The following is a 24,436-nucleotide window of genomic DNA, read 5'->3' on the forward strand; positions in this document are numbered from 1 at the left end:
TCTCGACGCACGCCTAGGCTCATCCCAGACAGGCGAATATCGCGCAAAGCCACGGGTCTCACCTTGGCGTGCAGCCCTTGACAACTGTGCAGCCTTCGACCACAAGGGAGAAAAGCCATGTCTCATCAAGGTATTCTCGTCAGCGTAGACGGCTCGTCGCAGAGCGATGCCGCGGTGCGCTGGGCCGCCCGCGAGGCGGTGATGCGAAACGCGCAACTGACCATCGTCAATGTGGTCAACCCTTTGACCGCCGACTGGTCGCCGGCCGGCATGATCGGCGCGCCGCTGCCCGAACGGATCGGTGAGTGGCAGGAAGAAGCGGCCCGGCGAATCGTCCAAGACGCAATCCGTATCGCACGCGATACGCCTGCCGGTGACTCGTTGCGGATCCAGACCGAGACGCCGTGTGGTCCGATCGTGCCCGTGCTGCGAGACCTCACCAAGCAATTCGCGATCATCGTGGTCGGTTCGCACGGCCGCCGCGCGTTGGCCCGCGGGGTGCTCGGATCGGTCAGCACGGCGCTGGTACATCACTCGCACTGCCCGGTCGCTGTCGTGCGTGATCAGTTACCGCCCCGGCGTCGGCGGGCGCCCGTCGTGGTGGGCATAGACGGATCCCCGGCATCTGAAAGCGCTACCGCCCTGGCTTTCGACGAGGCTTCCTGGCGCAACGTCGAACTCGTCGCCGTACACGCGTGGATCGATGAGGAATGGCCGGACGCTCTGCCTCTGCCGTGGTCCGACGTAATCGCCAATGCCGACGAAACGCTGGCTGAACGTCTGGCGGGATGGCAAGAGCGCTATCCGGACGTTGTCGTGCGCAGGGTCGTGGTGCGCGACGACGCCGCCGGTGCTCTGCTCGCACAGTCCGAATCGGCACAGCTGATTGTGGTCGGAAGTCATGGGCGAGGCGGATTCGCCGGCATGCTGCTCGGATCGGTCAGCTCTGCAGTCGTCCACGGCGCTCGCATTCCGGTAATCGTGGTCCGTAGCGACTGATGTCCGCTACCGGAGTTTGCTTGACAGGAAGGTGAGGTTCGTCATGCGCGATGTCGCAGTAAATACCAAAATCATCAAGGATGCAGTCACTTTGGCCTGCCGTGCACCATCGATGCACAACAGCCAACCGTGGCGGTGGGTCGCCGCCGGCCGGACGGTGGAGCTCTTTGTCGACCCGAACCGGGCACCCCGGCACGCTGACACTTCGGGCCGTGAGGCGCTGATCTCCTGCGGCGCGGTTCTCGATCATTTCCGGGTGGCGATGGCAGCTGCCGGGTGGACGACGAACGTCGACCGATTCCCCAATCCGAACGACCTTCACCACCTGGCCTCCGTCGATTTCAGCCCGCTCGACTTCGTCACCGATGGCCACCGACACCGAGCCGATGCCATTTTGCTGCGACGAACCGATCGCCTGCCGTTTGCCGCTCCACCGGACTGGGAATCGGTTGAACCTCGCCTGCGCTCAAGCGTCAACGCTGAGCTTGTTCGCGTCGACGTGGTGCCCGACGACCTTCGCCCCGAACTCGCGGAGGCGTCGGCACTGACCGAGTCGCTTCGCCTGTACGACTCCTCTTACCATTCCGAGCTCGAATGGTGGACTTCCGATTTCTCAGGGCGCGAAGGGATCCCGCACAGCTCGCTGGTGTCGGCAGCGGAGAGTGATCGCGTCGACGTAGGGCGGACGTTCCCCGTCACGCATCATCGTGAGCGACGTCGTGAAGTGGGTGATGATCACTCCAAGATCATGGTCTTGTCGACATACGACGACACCCACGACGCCATGTTGCAGTGCGGTGAGATGCTGTCCGCCGTGCTCCTCGATGCGACACTCGCCGGTTTGGCGACGTGCACGCTGACGCATATCACCGAGCTGCCGGCCAGCCGACAGATCGTCGCGACATTGATCGGACAGTCGACAACACCGCAGGTACTGATCCGGATTGGACTCGTACCCAGCTTGGACGACGTTCCCCCGGCGACGCCTCGGCGGCCCATCAACGAGGTGTTCGAGGTCCGCTGAATCATCGGTCAGCGATCAAGCGCCGCGAGCGGTGTCAGGTTGCCCGACAACATAACTCGTAGGCATCGTGCACCGATTCGGCGAGACTGCGGGTGGTGTCGATTCGATGAGCGGAGCTCCACGAATGGTCATCAGAGGCCATGGCGGCGGCGATCGCGGGAGTGGCGTCGGAGTTGCTTCCCGACCGCTGTCTGATGCGATCCATCGCCGCAGACAGCGGCGCTTCACAGATCAGCTCTACCATCGGGGATAAATATTCATCGGCAACTTCAGCTGCGCGCTGCCGTTGGCCCGCGTCACGCCAGGTGCCGTCGAGGATGACCGATCGTCCGCGGGCCAAGGCTGTAGCTGCCCGGCGCAGGGCATGTTCGTATACGGCGTTCACGTTGTCGGGCATATAGAGTCCGCCCCCGAACACGCCCTCCGAACCCTCGATGATGCCAGACTCGAGCAGTTCACGTCGCACATCGTCGGTTGATATCACGTCGGCCTTCATGCGCTCTGACAGCGTCCGCGCCAACGTGGTCTTGCCGGTTCCCGGGCCTCCTCCGACGAGGACCAGCCGCACAGTTCCCAACCGCAGGTGCGTCAAAGCGATGTCAAGGTGGCGCTGCGCATCGGATCGGGCATCGGTGACACCTTGATCGAATCTGATGCAGTCGACCTTCGCGCGAACGACGGCGCGGTAGCTGATATAGAAGTGCCATAGGGAGTTTGGTTCAGACCCACTCGTCAAGCGCACATAGTGGGACTGAAACTTCGCAGCCAAGTCGTTGCGACCCAGGAATTCGAGGTCCATCACGAGGAACGCGGCGTCGTCGACGCAGTCGACATGGCGAAGCCGGTCGTCGAACTCCAGACAGTCGAGCAGGGCGGGCCCGTCCGGCAGACAGAAAATGTCGTCGGCCCTCAAGTCACCGTGGCCGTCGACGATACGGTGATCCGCGATCCGCTCCGCGAACAGTTCTGTCCTGCCCGAGATGAACCGAGCAGCCAACCGAGTGACTTCGGCTATCCGTTCGGTGGACAGGATGGTGCCACCGTAGCGACCCAGCTCGGTCAGGTTTTCCTGCCAGAGCGCGGTGATTTCGGGCGGCGTGCCACACGCGTCGATTGCAGGCGATCGTTCGGCACGCTCGTGGAACCGGGCAAGTGTCTCTGCGATGCGCACGATATGGTCGTCGGCCGGCTCGTCGGTGGCGACCAACGTGGTCAGCCGCAGCGAGTCCGGGTGACGTCGCATGACGATGACGGGTTCAGCCGGACACTGTCCGGCGTTGTCGAAATGTCCTATCCCCAGGTAGCTTTCCGGTGCCAGCCGCCTGTTGAGTTCGACTTCGCGGACGCAGACCTGCTCGCGTCGCTCCACCGAGCTGAAGTCGAGAAAATCCGTCACCACGGGCTTTTTGACCTTGTACGCCCTGTCCCCAACCAAAACCACGATACCGGTATGGGTTTCGAAAACCTCTGTGTTCATCTACCAGCCCACTCCCCTCGTCCGGCCCTTCGCTGTCAACCGAACACCCCCACCATCTCGCACCGGCAGGTGGGGGCACAGAGTCCAAAGTCCCGCCTTGCCGGTGGTCCGAGATGACGTTGCGGGCGGCGGGATCCGCAGATTACCTTGGTCCCCGCTCAGATCGACCAAAGCCTGCATACCCACGCGTGCCCGACGTCATACCGTTTGTCCAATAATGACCGCAGGCAGGTGAGGGGGCCAAATGACCAGCGCAGTCGATGTCCGGCCCGTCGTGGTTGGCGTAGACGGATCTCAAGCAGCGCTGCAGGCCGCGCTGTGGGCGATGGACGACGCCATCCACCGCGGGGCGCCGCTTCGTCTCGTGCATGTCACGGGTATCCCCCTTGAGCCGTCAGTTCCGATCGACGTCTATCGTCCCGAACTCCATTACGGCGAAAGCGCGCTGCATGCCGTGTCATCCGGCATCGAGGCGACTGGCAAGGCGGTCAAGGTCGAAACCGACATCATCTGGGGATCGGCAGCGGCGGCACTTGTCGAGGAATCCCGTTCAGCGGCGATGATCTGTGTCGGATCGGTCGGCATCGGTTGTCTGGCACGCCGACTGCTGGGATCGACCGCGGCGGAGCTCGCCGAAAATGCCCACTGCACCGTCGTTGTCGTCCGGCATCGCACATCGTCCCCTGCTCCGACGACACCCGATTGGGTGGTGGTTGGAGTTGACGATCGAACCGACAATGAACTCGTGGTGGCGCGAACGCTCGACGAAGCCCGACTACGCCGTGCACCGGTCCTTGCCGTGGCTACTTGGTGTGACACGGCAGCCGGCGTGTCCGCAGAGGACCTCGACGACCGCGTGGCGAAATGGCGCCGACGCTATCCGGATGTCCACATCTATCCGGTGTCGACGAAATCCGGACTGCCCGAGTTCTTGGAAGACAACGGAACTGGATATGTTCAGCTCGTCGCGCTCGGGCCGGCGGACGTCGCGGATCTCCAACGGATCATCGGACCACATGACCGACCGTTCGCCCCGCATACGGATTGTTCGGTGATGGTCATCCGTTGAGCGGTCCGCGGCGGACGAATTCGCCACGCCCGCTACATCCTTGCCGAGAACCGCGCAATGTGTCGGGTCATAACCGATGCCGGCTGGCCGATGACGCAGCATCGCGATGCGGGAGTGTTCAGCATCGATGTCGACCTCGACACCCTCCGGTAGCAGCCCCTGCCAGACTGCTCCTACTCGAAGTCGAAGGGGGAACCGTCCAACCGCGTCACGACGTCGTCCAACGGTCGACGGGGTGTCGCGGGCAGTGGGTCGGCGTTGACGGGTGCCCAGCCGATACGCAGCAGCACTTGCGGATAGCAGTCATCGTCGAACACGTCTTGCCGAATGATCTCGCGGCTCGCGGCAACTTCCAGCGGTTCGGTGATCGGGCAACTCGCCAAACCGGCCGCAGTGGCGGTCAGCAGGATCATGCTTGTCGCCTCGCCGGCTCGTATCCGGTGCACCACACCGTCGGTGGCGGTCCCGAGTGCGAGCACCGTCGCACCGTCGCGATGCCCCGTTCCGTCTGGTGATTGCGCCAGTACCGGAGCGGCAAACAACCGCGAAGGTACGGCATCGGCAGGGTCGGATTCCGGAGTATTGCGTGCAGGGACCCCGGCCGTGGACGCATACCTGCCGCTCCACTGCGTCAATTCGGTCAGGTAGTCGGGATCGCGGAGATGTTCGCGGACAGCCATCGCCAGCAGCGCGTGAAAGTTCGGCGTGACATCGACGCGACGCATCGTGACCCCCATCCGCGCAACGCGAGATCCCATCACCGCGATATCGCCGGGCGGGACCAACCACGAACTGAAGTGCCTACGGTCGGTGCGCCGTCGCGGTATGGCGGCCGCCAGTGCGATATCGACCGGACCAGGTTCAAGTGGATGGGGCTGAATCGACGCCAGATGATCGGGGTCCGCTGGATTCGGTAGGTAACTCACCCTGGACTGCCATCCGAGCGCGGCCAGTGCGATGACGCAGTGGTTCAGTGCCGCGCCGCAACTGACGATGAGGTCACGGCAGTCGGGATCCGTATGCGACAAATGCAGCTCCGTGTCCGCGTAGAGATGCACACTCTGTGGCCCGACCCGCCATCGCCACGGCTGCGAATTATGGACGGACGGTGCTCGGTTCGCGAGCGACAACGCCGTACGAACCGTCTCGGTATCGGGAAAATGGGCGTTCATCTCTGGCTACCTTCTGTCCGAAATGGTGGCCTCTACTATCTGTCGGCTGGGAACGTCCAGATAGAGGCACAAGTCCCCACTTTGGCGTGACCTATTTGCCGCTCGGCGACCCTCCTGCCGCGGTGTCAGTGGGTGAAGAGCTCAGCGGGTGAAGAGCAACGAGCAATCTGTGCCCCGCAAGATCTCTCGAGCGCGGTCGCCGGTCAGCTCCTCGACCAATGCCTGATGATCGGCGGCGATGACCAGCAATTGGTCGATGCTGACGCTCTGACGTAACAGGTGTAGCAGGTGGGTCGGCATGGGTAACGTGCACACCTGTGCATCGGTGGCGCCCCGGCCGGTCAGATACTCCTCGAGAACGGTCCGCACCGGATGGCGGTCGGCGTCGCCGACGTCTGCGCGAGGACCGTGCGACCACGACTCCAACACAAGAACCGGTGCATCACGTAGGACACCCTCGTGCATCGCAGCCCGTAATGCGTCGAGCGCAGAGTCTGTTTCATCGAGTACCACCACGATCCACTTGCGCGGGTCGATGGATTCTGCGGTGCGGCGGTGAATGACCGCGACCGGCCCGTGCGCCTGCTTGACCAGGGCGGCCGCCGTCGCGCCCCGCCCTTCGCCGGCCCCGACGCACACCATCGCCGCCCCGCGGGACGCCGCGACGAGGCAATCGACCGGCCGCTCGAAAACTATCTCTGATTCGAGCTTGACCACGACACCGGTGTCGGTCACTGCCTCCCAGGCACGGTGCAGGACCGAGCGGGCCTCTGCCATCGTCCGCTCGTTGTCGGCGTTGTCGGCGTCTGCGGCATACACCAGGCGCAGCACGGTGTTTCGGGCCGCTGCTTCCTTGGCGGCCCAGACGGCCGCGTATTCCCCGGCAGGTGAGCCGTCCACGCCGGTGACGATCGGCTCTGCCGTCGTCGTAGGCGCAATGACATTCATCGTCGTCCTCGATTCAACTCGAGCGGTGTGCGACCTATTGGGCCTGTACCAATCCCATCGCCGGGACACGAGTTGCCATAGGGCCGAAGGTCATCGTCCGGGCAGCACTGAGGTCTTTCGTCCCCATCAGTGGGGTCACACGGCCGCTGCGCCACACGCCTGCCGTGCGTGAGGATCCCAAGCATCCGGCTATAACAGGAGGACAGAGCGTGAAGGCGTTGATCTATGACGGTCCGGGAAAGCCATCCTGGACCGAGGTTCCCCAGCCGCGGATCGTCGACGACACCGACGCCGTGGTCCGTGTCGATGCAGTCACCATCTGTGGTACCGATCTGCACATCCTCAAAGGCGATGTGCCAGAGGTGACACGGGGCCGGGTGCTGGGCCACGAGGCAGTGGGGACGGTCACCGCGATCGGTCCTGCGGTGCGCACCGTCACACCTGGTGACCGGGTCCTGGTGTCGTGCATCAGTGCGTGCGGTAGCTGCCGCTACTGCCGCGACGGGTGCTACGGACAGTGCCTCGGCGGGGGCGGCTGGATTCTGGGCCACCGGATCGACGGGACCCAGGCCGAGTACGTCCGTGTGCCGTTCGCCGACAACTCGACCTACCGTCTACCCGACGGAGTCAGCGACGAGCAGATGGTCATGCTTGCGGATATCCTGCCCACCTCCTACGAGGTAGGGATCCTCGCCGGTGGCGTACGGCCCGGCGACACCGTGGCGATCGTCGGCGCCGGTCCCATCGGTCTGGCAGCCGCAGTGACGGCTCAGTTGTACAGTCCCAAACACGTAATCGTCATCGACATCGCCGACTCGCGGCTGGACGCAGCGCGAAAGTTCGGTGCGGACATCGTCATCAATGCCGACAAAGAGTCCGCACGCGATCTGGTGTTGCAAATGACCGACGGGCTGGGCGCCGACGTGGCGATCGAGGCCGTGGGGACACCGGCGACCTTCGAACAAACTGTGAGTCTCGTCCGTCCGGGAGGACACGTCGCCAACGTAGGCGTCCACGGTGCACCCGCGACCCTTCACCTGGAAGACATCTGGGACAAGAATCTGACCATCACAACAGGTTTGGTCGACACCCACGCCACCCCGACGCTGATCGACCTCGTGGCCGACCACCAGATCGACGTCGCTCCGATGATCACGCACCGGTTCTCTCTGGACGAGTTCGAGGATGCCTACCGGGTATTCAGCCGGCCGGTTGACACCGGTGCGCTGAAGGTCGTCCTCACGAGACAACGCTGAATATGGGTCCGCCACTGACGACGGGACTTTCGGCCCTGCCGCCAGGTACGCGACGGATCTAGCGTTGATACCGACCCCCCTATACGAACTGGGAGTTTTATATGTCGTCGACCTGGCTGCCTTCTCCAGGAGTCGTCGTGGGTATCGATGGCTCGAGGTGGGCGCTGAACGCCGCACTGTGGGCCACCGATGAAGCACTCAGGCGCGATGTACCTCTACGGCTGGTCTACGTCGTCGAGCCCCGCACACACGCCCCATTCGATGCCCAGCAAGCCGCACGCGATCTGGCACGTGCCGATATCGCGATCCGTCAGACGGTGGTGGCGGTGGAGTCAACACAGAAACCCATCAAGATCGAATGGGAAGTCGTACACGGCGACCCGGCCGCGGTGTTGTTGAATGCTTCGCGATCGGCCGACATGGTGTGTGTCGGATCGCTCGGGATCGCGCACGGGATCGATGACAAACGACTCGGGCCAACTGCCGCAACGCTTTCCGCAAGGGCCGACTGCCCGGTCACCGTCGTCGACACCGATTTCCGACCGCACACCACGGCTGGTCCCGGCATCGCCGATGCCGCCGGGATGCCACAGCAGCCACCGCGATGCTGAAAGTCTTCCTCGTCGACGATCACGAGATCGTCCGCCGCGGGTTGGTCGGGCTGCTCGGCACCGATCCCGAGCTCGACATCGTCGGTGAGGCCGGCACGGTCGCCGAGGCGATGCTCCAAATCCCGGCCTTGCAGCCCGATGTCGCGGTCCTGGACGTGAGCCTGCCCGATGGCAACGGCGTCGAGCTGTGCCGCGACCTGTTGTCACGCTTGCCGAACCTGAGGTGCCTCATGCTCACCTCGTTCACCTCCGACGAGGCGATGCTCGATTCCATTCTGGCCGGGGCCAGCGGCTACGTGATCAAGGACATCAAAGGATTGGCGCTCGCCGAAGCGGTCAAGACTGTCGGAGCCGGACGATCTCTGCTCGACAACCGGGCGGCGGCCGCGCTGATGACCAAGCTCCGTGAAACCCAACATCACAGCGACCCGCTGTCGACGCTCACCGATCAGGAACGGGAACTCTTGGATCTGCTCGGCGAAGGCCTGACCAACAAGCAGATCGCCGATCGGATGTTCCTGGCAGAGAAGACGGTGAAGAATTACGTATCCCGGTTGCTGGCAAAGCTCGGGTTGCAGCGGCGGACCCAGGCCGCGGTGTTTGCGTCACGACTGGATCATTGACAGCAGCGCGATCAGTGACCACGGCGTCGCCGGGACCGCCCGCCAGTGGCCCACGCCGCCGCGGTCACGACAGTGAAGGAACGCCGATGATCACGTCGCACAACGGCAATCCCGTCGTGGTAGGGATCGACGGGTCCACCGCTGCGGTGCATGCCGCGCAATGGGCGATCGACGAAGCAGTGGCTCGTGACGTTCCCCTGCGACTGGTGTCCTGCATCGATCGGGGTGATGGCACGGCATTCACCGACAGCGAGTGCGGTATGAACCTCGAATACGCCCAGACATGCTTACGGGCGGCCCGCTCGGTCATCGACGCCACCGGAAATCCGGTGAAAGTCGAGACCGCAGTCCTCTACGGCCGACCGGATGCCAATCTGCTCGACGAGTCACGCCGCGCCGCCATGGTCTGTATGGGATCGGTCGGCATAGGGCGTCTCGCCAAGCTGCTTTTCGGATCGACAGCCGCCAAGGTTGCTGAACATGCGTGTTGCCCTGTCGCGGTAATCAGAAGTCGCCCAGCGCAACAGTCCCATCACCCGGGGATGATCGCCGTGCCGGTCGGTGCATCCGGCGACGATGACCACGTTATCGACGCTGCCGTCACCGAAGCTGACCTGCGCGGGCGCCCTGTCCTGGCCGTCGGGGTCTGGCGGCGGGATTTCGGCGATATCTCCTATGACGAGCTGGATCGCCGCATGACGGCATGGCAGCGGAGTCATCCTCGTGTACGCATCCACGTCACCGCCGGCGCGGCCGGGATCGGTCAGTTTCTGGCCGCACGCACCGAGCCGGTCGACATGGTCGTTCTCGGACCGGACGACGCGGCTGATGTGACCAAAATTATTGGACCTCACACAAATCCGCTGGCCAGCCATCCCGATTGCTCAGTCCTTGTGGTGCATCAGTAGCCGTTCGGGCGGCCGGAGCCTGGGCACTTACATCGAAGACTGTCGTGGTATGGCCGCCAGGGTCAAACGACCCGGCGTTGGTCCCGACTTCCGATGACCGTCGGCGCTGCGCCGACCGACCTACGGCTCTGCTTTGCCGCCGTGGGACCGGCCTAGCGTCGACTGCTATCGGCGCCGCGCAATGCGTCGCCGCATCGGACAGGAGGATTCGAAATGAGCCTGACCCCAGACGAATACGGAATTGTCGTTGCGGTGGACGGATCGGCCGCGTCGAACGCAGCCGTCAAGTGGGCCGCTCGCGAAGCCGTCATGCGGGCGGCGTCAGTGACCCTGACCCACATCATCGAACCGGCGGTTGTGAGCTGGCCGATTGCGCCCATGCAAGGATCCATCACCGAGTGGCAACAGGAGAACGCCGATCAAGTCATCGCGCAAGCTCAAGAAATCTTCGTCACCAATATCGATGAAGCGCAACCCCCCACCGTGCACACTGACGTGAGGGCTGGCATCGCCGTATCCGAGCTGACCGAAGCATCCACCCACGCACAGATGGTCGTTGTCGGCAGTCAGGGTATGGGGGCCTTCGAGCGAGCCGTCCTCGGATCGGTCAGCAGCGGTTTGCTCCATCGCGCGCATTGCCCGGTTGCCGTGGTCCATGCTGACGAAACCCGTTCGGTGGACACCACATCCCCGGTCCTGCTAGGCATCGACGGGTCACCCGCTTCTGAGGGCGCGACCGCGTTGGCGTTCGATGAAGCGTCGCGGCGCGGCGTAGATCTCGTGGCACTGCACGCGTGGAGTGACGTCCCGGTCTTCCCGATCTTCGGGATGGATTGGCGCCGTGACGAAGACGAAGGGCACGAGGTGCTCGGTGAACGGCTGGCGGGCTGGAACGAGAAATACCCAGACGTCCACGTACAGCGCCGAATCGTCTGCGATGAACCGGCGCGGTGGCTCGTCGAGGAGTCCCGGCAGGCGCAGCTCGTCATCGTGGGCAGTCACGGCCGCGGCGGCTTCACCGGCATGCTCCTCGGCTCTGTCAGCTCCGCCGTGGCGCAAGCTGCGCGGGTTCCGGTGATCGTGGTTCGCAGCTGAAGCTATGACGGAAAGACGTTTACTCGAGCACGCCCATGCGCTCGAGGTGATCGCTCAACGGCTTGGAGGCCGTGCACAGATGCTCGGCCATGGCCTCGCCGATATGCGCCTGCACTCTCGCCACATCGTCATACGTACCGACCGCCCGTCACCTCAAGCACCGTGCCGGTCATGTACGACGACAGATCGCTGGCCAAGAACAGCGCGACCTTAGCCACCTCGTCGGGCTCACCAGCCCGTCCCATCGGCACCTCGGCCAGCTTCTGGTCCCAGATACGTTGAGGCATGGCCTCGGTCATGGCCGATCGGATCAAGCCAGGCTGGATCGCGTTGACCCGCACTCCGAGGTGCGCCAGTTCCTTGGCGGCGGCCTTGGTCATGCCGACGATGCCCGCCTTGGCCGCCGAGTAGTTGGTCTGCCCGATGAGGCCGACCTTGCCGGAGATCGATGACATGTTCACGATCGCCCTGCGCTTGTTTTCCCGCATGATCGCCGCGGACGACTTGGTGCCGTTCCAGGTACCTTTCAGGTGCACGGCGATGACCTGATCGAACTGCTCCTCGGTCATCTTGCGCAGGGTCGCGTCGCGCGTAATTCCGGCGTTGTTGACCATGATGTCCAAACCACCGAACCGTTCCACAGCGGCAGCGACGAGTGCCTCAACCTCGGCGGAGGAGGTCACGTCACACCGCACTGCCGCGGCGACATCGGAACCGCCGAGCTGAGCAGCCGCCGCCTCGGTGGCTTCCAGGTCGAGGTCGCCGAGCACCACGCGGGCGCCCTCCTCGATGAACCGTTGTGCGATCGCCAAACCCAGGCCCTGGGCGCCACCGGTCACCACCGCAGTTTGGCCGGTAAGCAATGACACCTGCGTCACCCAACTTCCGATTATGAAGACCCGTCAGCACCGACCATATTTCATATATGACACTGGCCATTTGAGCCTCAGCCTATGAATCGGACGATGGACTCGGCCACCGCGGCAGGTTTGGCCGCACCGTCGATCTCCACGGTCACCGTCATTTTCGCCTGCACGGCACCGTCGAGCTCGGCGACCTCATCGATGTGCGCGCGAGCCCGCACACTGGCACCGACCTTCACCGGCGTGATGAAACGAACCTTGTTGTAGCCGTAGTTGATCGCCATCGCGATGTCGTCGACGCGGTACAGCTGATGAGTGAAATGCGGCAGCAGCGAGAGGGTGAGCAAGCCGTGCGCGATGGTCCCGCCGAACGGCCCACCGGCGGCCTTCTCCGGGTCGACATGGATCCACTGGTGATCGTCGGTGGCGTCGGCGAACAGATTCACCCGATCCTGGGTGATCTCCATCCACCCGGTCGGCCCGAGCTCGCTGCCCGTCGCCGCCGCGAACTCGTCAAGCCCGTTGAAGACCTTCAACCCCGCCCCTCTCGGAGTGCACTTCGGCACCGTTCAGAACACCACGGTCTGGTTGCCGAACCGAATCACGCGATCCTCGCAGTGCCACAGCACCGCACGCGACAAGACCACCCGCTCGACATCGGATCCCAAGCGCACCAGATCCTCGACGGCGTGCCGGTGGTCGACCCGAACCACGTCTTGTTCGATGATCGGACCTTCGTCGAGGTCGCCCGTGACGTAATGCGCTGTGGCTCCGACCAGTTTCACACCGCGCTCTTTGGCTCTCCGGTACGGCGCCGCTCCGATGAACGCCGGCAGAAACGAGTGGTGGATGTTGATCAAAGGGCATCCGACGGCATCGAGGAACTCTGGGGTGAGAATCTGCATGTACCGCGCGAGCACTACCAGGTCGACGTTACCGCGCAGTAGATCGAGCAGCCGCTGCTCGGCTTCGGCGCGATTGTCTCGGGTCGCGGGAACATACAGATATGGAACACCGAACGCCCGTACCTGCTCGGCGAGATCCGGATGGTTCGAAATCACCATCACCACGGACATGTCCAGCTCACCGCGGCGGTTGCGCCACAACAGGTCGAGCAGGCAGTGGTCCTCGCGGGAGGCCATCAACGCCACCCGCTTCGGTTTGGCCGCCTCGGTGAGCCGGAAGTCCATCGCGAACGGTTCCGCCACCCGGGTGCGGAACTCGCCCTCCAACTCGTCACGAGCAGCGGTCAAACCTGGCAGGTGGAAGATGGTGCGCTGCATGAAGGTGCCGCCGGTCTGCTCGGTCGAATGCTGATCCAGCGACACGATGTTGGCGCCCGCGCCCGTCAGAAAGCTACTGATCGCCGCGACGAGGCCGGGTCGGTCCGCGCAACGCAGCAGGAGACGGCCCATATCGCGGACCGGTAGGGTTTTCGCTCTCGGATACTCCTCAGCCATCACCCGTCAGATTCTCACCCGACCGGTTCCGCCGCGCGCCAACCGGGTACCAGATAGGTATGGCGGTCCGAAACGTCGTCCGGGTGACTGGCTCGCGGCCAAGCAACAAACTGACCGAAACCGGCAGAGAGAATGGCCGCCCCAAATCCCAGCGATGGGTCAACTTTGCTCCGCGAACATTCGACCGGAATATACAGTACCGTCATCAACCATCCGATTTGCCAAATTTGCACATCCCTGTAAATACATGGTGTTGGGGAGTGAAGAATTGGACGCGCCGCTGGACAAGTCTTGTCTGCTAGCTGGAATTACCCGTCCCTGCCGCGTGATACTCATCTCGCGTAATCGCGCACAACCGCGGTGCGCATGACAAATCAGCCGACCCGGTCGGGGGTGAGGCTGCCAGAGGAAATGGATCGCCAATGACCGCTCCCCAGCGCGATGTCGCTGCTCGTTCAACCCTGTCAGTGGAGAAAACCCACAGTTGGTGGGATCCGGGCAGTGACTGCACGATCGTCATCGCAACCCCTGGTTCGGAACGCGAATTATGGCGCGAGTATGTCAACGGGGCCCGCCGCAACTATCGCAAGCATGGCGTCGAGCATGCACTCGACATGGCGGCACTACGCAAGGGTGACGACACGGCATTGTTCTGCGCGGGCATCAATCAGGCCGGCCGTGTTGTTGGCGGATTGCGAGCCAAAGGCCCCTATCAGCACGTTGACGAATGCCATGCCACCGTCGAGTGGGCAGGACAACCCGGCCTCGGCACCGTACGCAAGATGATCGAAGACCGGCTTCCCTTCGGTGTCGTCGAGATGAAGACCGCGTGGGTCTGCGACGACCCCGATCAGAGCCGCGTCCTGACCGACACGCTGGCCCGCATGCCACTGCATTTCATGGCCCAGCTCGACATCGGTTTCGCGATGGCTACCGCGGCGGCCTACGTGCTCAAACGTTGGCTGTCCTCCGGCGGCGTGCTGGCTGCCAAAATCCCCGCAACCCCGTACCCGGACGAGCGCTATCAGACCAAGATGATGTGGTGGGACAGGCGCACGTTCGCCAACCATGCTGAGCCCAAGCAGCTTTCGGCGTTCTACAGCGAAGTCCAGCGCATCTCGGCCGGGCTGGACTCCATCGAAACCGTTGATGCCTCCACCGCGGCAGGGCAATGAACCACAATATCGACGACTCTTCAGACGGCAACGCAGTCATCATCGAGGCTGACGATCCGTCGGACATGCTGGCGGGTCTACTGGCAGATCCCCACATCACCGTCATCGATACCTGTCGACGGCAGCGGGAGGCACTCAGAGAGCTCACCCCGGCCCCGGAGGCCGACGTCCTCGACGAACCCACATCATGGGCGTACTACCCATGGCGGCGCAGCGTGGTGCACATCCTCGGCCCCATGGGGTTCCGGCGCTTACGCCTCGACCGCAACCGCAACCTGATCAGCGCCGAGGAGGACCGGCGGCTGGCACGGCTGCGGGTCGGGGTCATCGGGCTGAGCGTGGGCCACGCCATCGCCTACGCGCTTGCCTCGGAAGGACTCTGTGGCGAGCTGCGGCTCACCGATTTCGATGAGCTGGAGTTGCCGAACCTCAACCGCGTGCCCGCGTCGGTCTTCGACCTCGGGGTGAACAAGGCCGTGGTTGCCGCGCGCCGAATTGCCGAGCTCGACCCGTACCTTCGAGTGCGCATCGACCGCGACGGCGCAAGCTCGGACACCATCGATGAGTTTCTCCGCGGACTCGACGTCGTGATCGAGGAATGCGATTCACTCGACGCGAAGGTCCTCATCCGCGAGGCAGCCCGCGCCCACCGACTGCCGGTCTTGATGGCGACCGCCGATCGGGGTCTCCTCGACGTCGAACGCTTCGACCTGGACGCCGAACGGCCCCTCCTGCATGGACTGCTGGGCACCGTCGACACCACCGCGCTGGCCGACTTGTCCAGTAAAGACAAAGTCCCCCACGTCCTGCGGTTGCTGGACGCCGCGGAATTGTCGCCGCGGATGGCAGCTTCGCTGGTCGAGGTGGGCAAGACCCTCACCACCTGGCCGCAGTTAGCCGGGGAAGTTCAGCTCGGGGCGACCGTGGTAGCCGAAGCCGTGCGGCGCATCGGGCTGGGCGAGCCCCTGACGTCCGGACGAGTTCGGATCGATTGCGGTACCGCCCTGGACGAGATCACCGATCCGTTCGCGCAGCGAACAGACCCGCCGGTGCCCCTTGCCGCGGCCGAAGAACCTCCCGCGCCGACCGATCCGGCCGGCATCATCGCGGTGGCTGCCAATCGCGCCCCCTCGGGTGGCAACGCGCAGCCATGGCGTATCGACTCGACCGGCGACACAGTGAACCTGCGGCTGGCAACCGAATACACCACTGCAATGGACGTCGGTTTCCGCGGCAGCGCCGTCGCGCTCGGAGCCGCGATGTTCAACGCCCGGGTTGCCGCGGCCTCACAAGGCCGCACTGGTGAGCCGGCATGGCATCGAGGAGACGAAGGGACGCCGTTGGTGGGCACCCTGGCGCTGGCCGCCGGGCACGCACCGGAACTGGCGCAGTTATACGAACCAATGCTGCAACGTGAGACCACCCGCGCGCGTGGATCCAGAGCACCCATTGCCGCCGACATCCTCGACGCGCTGAGCGCCGCAGCGCGCGCCGAGGGCGCCGCAGCCCACATCCTGGCCACCGCTGCCGAAGTCAAACGCGCGGCGCACATTCTCGCTGAGGCCGACCGGATCCGGTATCTGACCCCCACGTTGCACCGCGAGATGTTCTCCGAACTGCGCTGGCCCGGCGACCCGGATCCGGACACGGGGCTCGACGTGACCTCGCTCGGTCTGGATCCGACCGACCTGGTGTTACTGGACATCCTGCGCCGGCCGGAGGTGATGGCTCGACTTGCCGACTGGGACGCCGGCTCTGCGCTCGGAGACGACACCTACGAGCGGGTGACGTCGAGTTCTGCCGTCGCGGTCGTCGCGGTGCGGGGCCAACGGCTGACCGACTACGCCCGGGCCGGTTCGGCGGTGCAGGCGCTGTGGGTGAAGGCCCAGCAATACGGGGTCGCGGTCCAGCCGGTGTCACCGGTATTCCTCTATGCCCACAGCGACGAAGACCGTCAGCGGCTATCCCGTGCCCATGCCGGAGAACTGTGGGATCTGCAGTACGCTTTCCGCCAGTTGACGGCGACAGAACACGACGAGCGCCAGGCGTTGGTGCTCAGGTTGTTCTTTGCGCCGCGCCCACTGGTACGCAGCCGGCGCAGGCCGCTGCCGCTGGTCCACGAGCCGATACATGGCTGAGGCGAGTCCGGAGGTTGGTGTGCCACGCAGCCTGGAATTGGTTGTCACATCGGTCGCCACACAGCTGATGGCGGTCAACGCCGCCACCGCCGCGGCAGTCAGCCAGCAGGTACTGGCCGACCTGGTGTCGTATTTCGACGTCGACGTGAGTTTCCTGCGACATAACGATCACCTGGCTCACACCACAAAGCTGATCGCCGAGTGGCCGCCGCGGCCGGTGGACGCCCTCACCGATCCCATCGCGGTCGTTCGGTTCGCCGACGCCGACCCGGTGTTCGCGATGGCCGAGAACCTGAAGGAACCGGCCGTTTTCCGGCCCGAACCCGCCACCGACGATTACCAGCGAACCATCGAGGCGGGCCGCCATATTCCGAGCACCTCGATGGCATCCGTGCCACTGCTCTCCGGCGAGGTCACCACCGGTGTCCTCGGCTTCGTCAAGTTCGGCGACCGAGAATGGCTGCCCGAGGAACTCAACGCGCTAAAGGCGATTGCCTCGTTGTTCGCCCAGGTGCAGGCCCGCATCGCCGCCGAGGACCGACTGCGCTACCTGGCCGATCACGACCATCTCACGGGGTTGTACAACCGTAGGGCGCTGTTGGCTCACCTCGATGACCGGCTTGCGCCCGGTCAACCAGGCCCGGTTTCGGTGATGTTCCTGGATCTGGACCGGCTCAAAGCGATCAACGACTATCTGGGCCACACCGCCGGGGATGCGTTCATCAGAATTCTTGCGCGGCGCCTGCAGGAAGGCGACGACGAGCCGCAACTCATCGCACGCCTCGGCGGTGACGAGTTCGTCGTAGTCCCGGCGGCCCCAATGCCGGTCAAAGCTGCTGAGGCATTGGCCTATCAGCTGCAATCGATGCTGCGCGAACGGGTGACAGTCGACGGTGAGATGCTCACCCGGACCGTGAGCATCGGTGTGGCGGAGGGAATACCGGGCCGGGACTCCACCTCGGACCTGCTCAGCCGCGCTGATCAGGCCGTGCTGACTGCCAAGAACGCCGGCGGCAACCAGGTGGCGGTGTTCTCCGATGCGATGGCGCTGGAGATCGATTTCCGCAACGACATCGAACTGCACCTGCAGAACGTGATCGAGGACGGATCGCTGGTGCTGCACTACCTGCCCGAAATCGACATGCGTACCGGTGAGGTGCTCGCAGCCGAGGCGTTGGTCCGGTGGCAACACCCGACGCGTGGCCTGCTCGCGCCGGATTCATTCATCGGCGTCGCCGAGTCGATCAACCTCGCAGGCGAATTAGGGCGATGGGTGTTGCGCACCGCCTGCGCCGAGTTTGCCCGGTGGCGTGCGAACGGGCTCGGCCGGCGCATCCTGTTACGGATCAACGTCTCCCCCGTGCAGTTGGTAACTGAGGGCTTCGTCGACTCGGTGGCCAGCATCATGGCCGAATTCGGGCTGCCTCGCGGATCGGTCTGTCTGGAAATCACCGAAAGCGTGGTGGTTCAGGACATCGAGACCACTCGCCGCACCCTGTTCGGCCTGCAGCACGTGGGCGTCCACGTGGCGATCGATGATTTCGGCACGGGCTACAGCGCGCTGTCTCTCTTGAAATCGCTACCGGTCGACACGCTCAAGATCGACCGGAGCTTTGTGGCCGAACTCGGCTCGAACCCGGGTGATCTGCCGATCGTCCGGGCTGTGATCGCGCTCGCCGGCGCCTTCGGTCTGCAACTTGTCGCCGAGGGCGTGGAGACAGAGACCGCCGCGCTCACCCTGCTACGGCACGGCTGTTATCGCGCGCAGGGATTCCTGCTGTCCAGACCGATATCAGGTGGTGAAATGGAGCGGCTGCTAGCCAAGGGGCGGGTTTCGGTGCGTTTTCCGCCAGTGCCGCACATGTGAGCGGCCCGCATCCCGGAGCCCATCGTGCACCCGGGGGGATCTGCAGTACGCCAATGAAATCGAATCCGCAGCGACGTCGGCGGCGAACAACTCGACCCGGGCGAAGCGGCTGGCACTGTGCCCGACCAGCCACACCTGCAGCCGCCGACCCGGCTCGTCGGCCGGGAACACGCCGCCCGTCAGGACGCCCGGCTGGCTGAGCGTGTCAACCGCCACACCATGCCGGGCCCGGATAGCTTGTCGGCCATCCGGGGTGTCGATCACCACACCGACGATCTCGCCCTCCTCGAACACGATGCGATTGAGCGCGCTGCTCTCGTATGTCGGAATCTCACGGTTTCGGATCTGGGCGGTCAACCAATCGCTGAGCGCTGTCGCGGCGCCGGTGCTGTCGGGTGTCAGCGAGCCGACGACCTTGACCTCGATTTCCTCACCCGAATGGGTCTTCATCGCCGTGGTCTGCCTGCCGGTCAGCCGGGTGTAGAGCACACCGTAGGGCGAGTGCAGACACTCCGAAGCCCAGTCACGCAGGCGAGCGCCGTAGAACGGCGCGACCAGGCCGCCGGGCTTTGCCGGTACCAGGTCGGTGGCGGACCGAACCGTCAGTTGGGCATCAGCTGGTTCGGAGGATCCCAGGTCAGCCGATAGTGCGTCGAAGTACTCCCGCGTCTCCGGATCCTCGATGCCGGCAGCCAACAGTGGAACGACGGAATCTTCGCCACCATGCCGATATTCGATGCCGGGCTGCACGATGAGTACGTCCAATCCAGCGTCGGCCGCGGCGACAGCGCACGCCAATGCACCGAACCCGGAACCACAGCAAACTACATCAAATTCGTCGTCCCACATCATCTATGGCTACCTCAACGTTGGTAGGGACGACGGCGCGGGACCCGTCAACCCGGCTGCACCCACACCTTTCGGTGCGCCGTTACCAGCACCGAACAGGGTTTTTTCGGCTAATTCACCATATTGTCGACTCAGCGACCGAGCTCCGATCACGCCTCTGAGACGATCGGAAGAAGAGGTTGCCACAGCCCGCACCGGGATTCGAGGGGGGTAGCCAGAACGGGCTATGGCAACGTCTCTACGATAACTCGCGGCAACTGCCGGCGACATCGCCACACGGTCGGGGCGCATGTCCACAGTGATCGCAGACAGACCGGTCGCGTGGTCCGCCAACTGCGAACCAAGAGTTATCACGCTAAGCACCATACATACCTTTAGAATGATATGCACCCGTGACGATGACTTTAGGTATTTCGATGGGGAGGCAGACATCCACCTCGGCCACCGAAGTGTCCGTGCACGGGGACGACGGATGAAACAATCCCATGCACGCGCCGGGCACCGCCCGATGTTCCACCCGACCACACAGTCGTGAAGATCTTGAGGTGTCCTGGTGACTGAGCAGCTCGACCGACGGGCCGACGTCACCCGACTTCAGATCCTGCAGGCGGCGGCACGCCAATTCGCGCACAAGCCGTACAGTGCGGTGAGCCTCGACGACATCCTCGCCGATGCCGCGGTCACCAAGGGAGCGCTGTACTTCCATTTCCGGTCCAAGTACGCGCTGGCGTCCTCGATCGTCGAACACCGCGCTCAACTGGCCCGCGAACAGGTCCGTGAAGTGCTGGCCCGCAACCTGTCCGCGGTGGAGACGCTGGTCGACATCTCCTATCAGGTGACCGTCGACGACATCGGCGAGACAATGGCGCGTGCGGCCGGGAACCTGCTGGAGTCGGTCGGCCGGACCGACAGGCTCGGACCGCAAGTGCTGGAGCCCTGGATCGCCGGATACGCAAAAATCGTCCGCCGCGGTATCGAGGAGGGTGATTTCGTCGACGGTACCGATCCGCACGTCGCTGCGACGCTGTTGGTTTCGATGCAGCTCGGTATCCGCCAGACCAGTGATCTGGACGACCCACAACGGTTTCTCATCGATCTCGAGCAGGCGTGGAAATCGATGCTGCCCGGCCTCGCGAACCCGAATCGGCTCGGGTATCTGGACCAGTTCGTCAAGCGCCGCACCATCGTGGCACTCAAGAAGGCCCTTGCTAGCAAACCCGCCAAGGCCGAACTCGATGCGGATTCGGCCGCCGGGTCGGCCTGACGGAGTACGACATGGCACGCCAGGCCCGCTCAGAGCTCACCCGCCGCAAGATCATCGACGCCGCTGTCGATCTGTTCAGTGAAATCGGCTATCCCGCTGCTGGATTAGGTGAGATCATCGAGCGCGCCGAGCTGACCAAGGGGGCCTTCTACTACCACTTCGACGCCAAGGAGACGTTGGCCGCAGCCATCATCGAGGAGGCCGGCGCGCGCACGTTGGCGACGTTCCGCGCCATCACCGCATCATCGTCGCCTGCGCTGGAGAACCTAGTACACGGGCTGTTCATGGTGACCGACTTCACCGCCTCTGACAAGCTCACCTGGATCGGCATGCAACTGATGCGCACCTTCAGCGGTCTCAACGAGGCGCCCGGCCGGGTCTACGGGAGCTGGCTCGAAGAGCTCACCCAGCAGGTCGAGCAGGCCGGTACGGAAGGCGACCTCCGCAGCCACCTGAACCCCAAGAGCGCCGCCGAAGTGATCCTGAGCTCTTTACTCGGGGCAGAGGCACTGTCCCAAGCCACCGCAACCGGCACCGATCTGCGGCAGCGTGTGGCGTTCATCTGGGAGCTGCTGCTGCCCGCCATCGTGAGCGACGAGTCGCGTGGCTACTTCGGGGAGTTTCTGGCACGCGAGTCCCTGCGCCGGTCACCGGAGGCAGGCAGGTAGCGACCTACAACTCCTCCACCCACAGCTGTTCGGTGAGATCTTGGAACGTCGCCAGCGCCAACGGATCGTCCCCGCGGAGCAATGCGGACTTGCTCATTCGCGCCCGCACGAGCGAACCGTCCTGGTGCACAAGGTCTACGACCAGGTCGGCATTGGCCCGCACGACAGATACCGCTGACTCGTCATCGGGCAGTGAATGAAAAATCTGGGCGAACTTCAGGGCTTTTACCGATTCCGCGCTGCGGCCCACCATTTCGGCGAATGCGCTGTTCGCGAAGAGAATGCTGCCGTCCTCCGCGATGGCGAGCACCGGAACCGGGAACCGCTCCAAGATGACCAACGCCGGCATTTGCTGCAACGTTGTCATCGGAGATCGGGTGTCCTGCTCGTTGCGCCGCCGCTCCACCCCCCGATTATTGCGGACACAACAGGCTGTTACCAGCGCACGTGGCGGCTTGTGGCACGGACACCCTCGGTGCCACGGCCAGGCCACCTCAGTTAGCTGACTAGGTTTACTGCCTGGAAGACGGCCGGCGCGATCTCCCGGCCGACCCGAACCCATTCATCGCACCGCTGCGAGGGTGCCCGGCCGCACAGCATCCGACGGCTGTCACCGGCGCTCGGCCAGACCTGCCAGCGCCGCCGGTAGAGGATCCCGGTGCAGGACACCGAGACGCTGCGTGGCACGGGTGAGTGCGACGTAAAGCTCGGCCGCACCGCGCGGCCCGTCCGCCAGGATCCGCTGCGGCTCCACCACGAGGACCGCGTCGAATTCCAATCCCTTGGTCGCCGACGGCGGTACCGTGCCCGGCACCCCCGGTGGTCCGATCACCACACTCGTGCCTTCGGACCCAGCCTCGTCTTGCACGAATTCCTCGATGGCAACCGCCAATTCATCGTCAGCGACCTGGCGTGACCACGGTTTCACACCGCATGCCCGGACCGACTCCGGCGGCTGGACACGCGGGGCGAACTCGGCCAGCAACGCGGCGGCGACCTCCATGATCTCCGCCGGGGTGCGGTAGTTCACCGACAGTGCCCGATAGACCCAACGACCTGCCCGGTTGGTGCCCGTGGTTTCCGCCGGCACATACGGTTCGAGCATCGATCCCCATGACGTCGCCCCCGCGGCCGAGCGGCGCTGGGCGAGATCACCGACGATAGTGAACGATCGCCGGGGGCAGCGGCGCATCAACACCCGCCAGTCCATCTCGGACAGTTCCTGCGCCTCATCGACCACCACGTGTCCGTAGGTCCAATCACGTTCCGCGGCAGCACGTTCGGCGAGTTCACGATTGTCCTGCTCTTGGAAACGCTCCGCCAATTGCTCGGCGTCGAGCAGGTCCGCGGCCAACAGGTGGTCCTCGTCGTCCATGAGGTCCTCACGGTCGACCATAAGGTCGAGCACCCCTGCCGCGTAGGCAGCCTCCTCCTTCCGCTGCCGCTCGGCGGCCTCGTCGGCCGCCCTGTCGCGGCCCAGCAGATCAACCAATTCATCGAGCAACGGCACATCGGACACTGTCCATGCGGCGCCATCGGTCCGGTACAGGGCGTCGTCGGCTCCCGCTGCACTCAGCCGCTCGCGTGAGGTATACAGCTGCACCAGAACGTCTTCCGGGGTGAGGATCGGCCACAGGCGATTCAGTGCAGCGGTGAACTGCTCGTGGTCCTCGAGCTCGTTCACCACGTCAGCACGCATCTGTGCCCACGCGTGCTTGTCGTCGCGGGTCAGCCAGCCCTTCCCGATCCGGGCGACAGCCCGTTCGGTGAGCACGTAGGTGACAACGTCGATGAACTCGGCACGGGCCTCGTTGTGCGGCAGACCGGTCTTGCGCGCCTCCTCCCTGGCCCACTCCGCGGTCGCGGCGTCGATCCGCGCGGTGACGTCGGAGAGCTCGATGGGTATCGGATCCGCCGGCAGCTCCTGGCGATCGGCCACCGCCGCAGCGAGCACGTCGAGCATCTTCAACGACCCCTTCAACCGCGCGGCGTCCGGGCTGTCCTCGGCACGCACACTGAGGCCGGGGACGAAGTCACCGGTGGTCATGAACACCGCCTGGGACTCCCCCAGCGAAGGCAGCACCCGCCCGATGTGATTCAGGAATTCCGGACTGGGGCCGACCACGAGCACACCGTGGCGTTCCATCTGCTTGCGCTGTGTGTAGAGCAAATAGGCCACCCGGTGCAGGGCGACCACCGTTTTCCCAGTACCCGGGCCGCCCTCGATCACGAGGACGCCGGGGTGTTCGAGTCGGATAATCGCATCCTGCTCGGCTTGGATCGTCGCGACGATGTCGCGCATCCCCTCACCCCGCGGAGCGTTGACTGCGGCCAGCAGAGCCGCATCTCCCGGGCCGTCGCGCTCCTCACCGAGCTCGGCCCCGGTCGGACGGCCCAGCGTCTCGTCGGTGAAGTCGATCACCTTACGTCCGCGAGTGTGGAACTGCCGACGGCGCAGCATCCCCTCCGGACTGGCCGCGGTCGCGACGTAAAAGGCCCGCGCCAGTGGAGCCCGCCAGTCAAGCAGCAACGGTTCGTAGTCGTTCTGGCTGTCCAGCAGACCAAGGCGCCCGATGTAGAGATGTTCGTCGTCCAGCGTCTGGAGCCGACCGAAGCACAGACCGTAGTCGGCAACATCCAACCGCTGCATCTCCTTGGCCATCGCGCGCACTTCGGCGTCACGTTCGACGAGCGTGCTGCCGTTCTGGGGGTCGATGGGGCTGCTCAAAGCCGCCTTGTAACGCCGGTTGGCCTCGGCACGCTCGTTGTCCAGGCGCGCATACAGCCCGGCAATGTATTCCCGCTCGGACCGCAGTTCGTCTTCGTACTTTGACATACCTCTCGCTTTTCGCTCTCACATCTCGCACCGCATCAGAACCGGATGCGCGCCGAGTTCCGGCTCAGGCCAGCGATTTTGCGGCCACTCCAGACCCGGCTGCTACGCGCAACCCGTCGAGTTCATCGCTCGTT

22 protein-coding genes are annotated in these 24,436 nt (G+C 64.3%); 13 read left to right on the top strand and 9 right to left on the bottom strand.

The features are described from left to right. Positions 1-117: 117 nt before the first annotated feature. Positions 118-999: a universal stress protein gene (locus tag B133_RS0111150; RefSeq protein ID WP_018601091.1), complete on the top strand. Its 882-nt coding sequence runs from the start codon at positions 118-120 to the stop codon at positions 997-999. A gap of 43 nt (positions 1,000-1,042) precedes the next feature. Beyond that, complete coding sequence (locus tag B133_RS0111155) at positions 1,043-2,023, top strand: NAD(P)H nitroreductase (RefSeq protein WP_026256274.1); 981 nt, start codon at positions 1,043-1,045, stop codon at positions 2,021-2,023. A gap of 34 nt (positions 2,024-2,057) precedes the next feature. On the opposite strand, the gene B133_RS0111160 is transcribed toward B133_RS0111155, so the two are convergent. Then, entirely contained in the window at positions 2,058-3,500 is a 1,443-nt protein-coding gene (locus B133_RS0111160; protein WP_018601093.1) for an AAA family ATPase, read from the bottom strand. 244 nt (positions 3,501-3,744) lie between these two features. Between B133_RS0111160 and B133_RS0111165 the strand changes: the two genes are divergently transcribed. Then, positions 3,745-4,569, top strand: coding sequence for a universal stress protein (locus B133_RS0111165; protein WP_018601094.1), 825 nt, complete (start codon positions 3,745-3,747; stop codon positions 4,567-4,569). Positions 4,570-4,742: 173 nt separating this feature from the next. Here B133_RS0111165 and B133_RS0111175 read toward each other — a convergent pair whose 3' ends face one another. Continuing rightward, the gene (locus B133_RS0111175; protein WP_018601096.1) at positions 4,743-5,741 is read right to left on the bottom strand and encodes a hypothetical protein; all 999 of its coding nucleotides are present in this window, start codon (positions 5,739-5,741) and stop codon (positions 4,743-4,745) included. Positions 5,742-5,882: 141 nt separating this feature from the next. Continuing rightward, positions 5,883-6,689 carry a universal stress protein gene (locus B133_RS0111180; protein ID WP_018601098.1) on the bottom strand — a complete coding sequence of 269 codons (807 nt, stop codon included), beginning with the start codon at positions 6,687-6,689 and terminating at the stop codon, positions 5,883-5,885. 209 nt (positions 6,690-6,898) lie between these two features. Here B133_RS0111180 and B133_RS0111185 point away from each other — a divergent pair, with 209 nt between their 5' ends. The 5 genes from B133_RS0111185 to B133_RS0111205 all read left to right on the top strand — a co-directional run bounded on the left by B133_RS0111185 (position 6,899) and on the right by B133_RS0111205 (position 11,182). Continuing rightward, positions 6,899-7,945: a zinc-dependent alcohol dehydrogenase family protein gene (locus B133_RS0111185; protein ID WP_018601099.1), complete on the top strand. Its 1,047-nt coding sequence runs from the start codon at positions 6,899-6,901 to the stop codon at positions 7,943-7,945. Between the two features lie 137 nt (positions 7,946-8,082). Continuing rightward, entirely contained in the window at positions 8,083-8,556 is a 474-nt protein-coding gene (locus B133_RS22685) for a universal stress protein (protein ID WP_018601100.1), read from the top strand. Next, positions 8,550-9,179, top strand: a complete 630-nt coding sequence (locus B133_RS0111195) for a response regulator transcription factor (RefSeq protein WP_018601101.1) — start codon at positions 8,550-8,552, stop codon at positions 9,177-9,179. Before B133_RS22685 ends, B133_RS0111195 begins: the two co-directional genes overlap by 7 nt. 86 nt (positions 9,180-9,265) lie before the next feature. Further along, complete coding sequence (locus tag B133_RS0111200) at positions 9,266-10,087, top strand: universal stress protein (protein WP_018601103.1); 822 nt, start codon at positions 9,266-9,268, stop codon at positions 10,085-10,087. A 213-nt stretch (positions 10,088-10,300) separates the two neighbouring features. Further along, entirely contained in the window at positions 10,301-11,182 is an 882-nt protein-coding gene (locus B133_RS0111205; protein ID WP_018601105.1) for a universal stress protein, read from the top strand. A 128-nt stretch (positions 11,183-11,310) separates the two neighbouring features. Here B133_RS0111205 and fabG read toward each other — a convergent pair whose 3' ends face one another. From fabG to purU, 3 genes are all read right to left on the bottom strand, one after another. Next, complete coding sequence (gene fabG, locus B133_RS0111215; protein ID WP_018601109.1) at positions 11,311-12,060, bottom strand: 3-oxoacyl-ACP reductase FabG; 750 nt, start codon at positions 12,058-12,060, stop codon at positions 11,311-11,313. Positions 12,061-12,128: 68 nt separating this feature from the next. Beyond that, positions 12,129-12,581: a MaoC family dehydratase gene (locus B133_RS0111220; protein WP_018601112.1), complete on the bottom strand. Its 453-nt coding sequence runs from the start codon at positions 12,579-12,581 to the stop codon at positions 12,129-12,131. 33 nt (positions 12,582-12,614) lie between these two features. After that, on the bottom strand, positions 12,615-13,505 hold the full coding sequence (gene purU, locus B133_RS0111225) for a formyltetrahydrofolate deformylase (RefSeq protein WP_026256276.1): 891 nt from the start codon (positions 13,503-13,505) through the stop codon (positions 12,615-12,617). A 422-nt stretch (positions 13,506-13,927) separates the two neighbouring features. On the opposite strand from purU, the gene B133_RS0111230 reads away from it, so the two are divergent. From B133_RS0111230 to B133_RS0111240, 3 genes are read left to right on the top strand one after another with little or no spacing between them, the layout of a single operon-like run. Then, positions 13,928-14,680 (top strand): hypothetical protein, encoded by a 753-nt coding sequence (locus tag B133_RS0111230; protein ID WP_018601115.1) that lies wholly within the window; start codon positions 13,928-13,930, stop codon positions 14,678-14,680. Further along, positions 14,677-16,818, top strand: a complete 2,142-nt coding sequence (locus B133_RS22690) for an Rv1355c family protein (protein ID WP_018601117.1) — start codon at positions 14,677-14,679, stop codon at positions 16,816-16,818. The genes B133_RS0111230 and B133_RS22690 overlap by 4 nt, the downstream gene beginning before the upstream one ends. Then, the gene (locus B133_RS0111240; protein WP_018601118.1) at positions 16,811-18,685 is read left to right on the top strand and encodes an EAL domain-containing protein; all 1,875 of its coding nucleotides are present in this window, start codon (positions 16,811-16,813) and stop codon (positions 18,683-18,685) included. Before B133_RS22690 ends, B133_RS0111240 begins: the two co-directional genes overlap by 8 nt. Here the strand turns inward: B133_RS0111240 and B133_RS0111245 are convergent. Continuing rightward, positions 18,635-19,537, bottom strand: coding sequence for an FAD-binding protein (locus B133_RS0111245; protein WP_026256278.1), 903 nt, complete (start codon positions 19,535-19,537; stop codon positions 18,635-18,637). The two genes, B133_RS0111240 and B133_RS0111245, sit on opposite strands and share 51 nt — an antisense overlap. A 550-nt stretch (positions 19,538-20,087) precedes the next feature. Between B133_RS0111245 and B133_RS0111250 the strand changes: the two genes are divergently transcribed. Then, positions 20,088-20,798 carry a TetR/AcrR family transcriptional regulator gene (locus B133_RS0111250; protein ID WP_018601121.1) on the top strand — a complete coding sequence of 237 codons (711 nt, stop codon included), beginning with the start codon at positions 20,088-20,090 and terminating at the stop codon, positions 20,796-20,798. An 11-nt stretch (positions 20,799-20,809) separates the two neighbouring features. Next, positions 20,810-21,466 carry a ScbR family autoregulator-binding transcription factor gene (locus B133_RS0111255; RefSeq protein ID WP_018601123.1) on the top strand — a complete coding sequence of 219 codons (657 nt, stop codon included), beginning with the start codon at positions 20,810-20,812 and terminating at the stop codon, positions 21,464-21,466. 4 nt (positions 21,467-21,470) lie between these two features. On the opposite strand, the gene B133_RS0111260 is transcribed toward B133_RS0111255, so the two are convergent. Both B133_RS0111260 and helR read right to left on the bottom strand, forming a co-directional pair. Beyond that, positions 21,471-21,833 carry a PAS domain S-box protein gene (locus B133_RS0111260; protein ID WP_026256279.1) on the bottom strand — a complete coding sequence of 121 codons (363 nt, stop codon included), beginning with the start codon at positions 21,831-21,833 and terminating at the stop codon, positions 21,471-21,473. Between the two features lie 243 nt (positions 21,834-22,076). Next, positions 22,077-24,302 (bottom strand): RNA polymerase recycling motor ATPase HelR, encoded by a 2,226-nt coding sequence (gene helR / locus B133_RS0111265; RefSeq protein WP_018601128.1) that lies wholly within the window; start codon positions 24,300-24,302, stop codon positions 22,077-22,079. Between the last annotated feature and the right edge of the window lie 134 nt (positions 24,303-24,436).

This window comes from Mycobacterium sp. 155, assembly GCF_000373905.1.
Lineage (GTDB): Bacteria > Actinomycetota > Actinomycetes > Mycobacteriales > Mycobacteriaceae > Mycobacterium.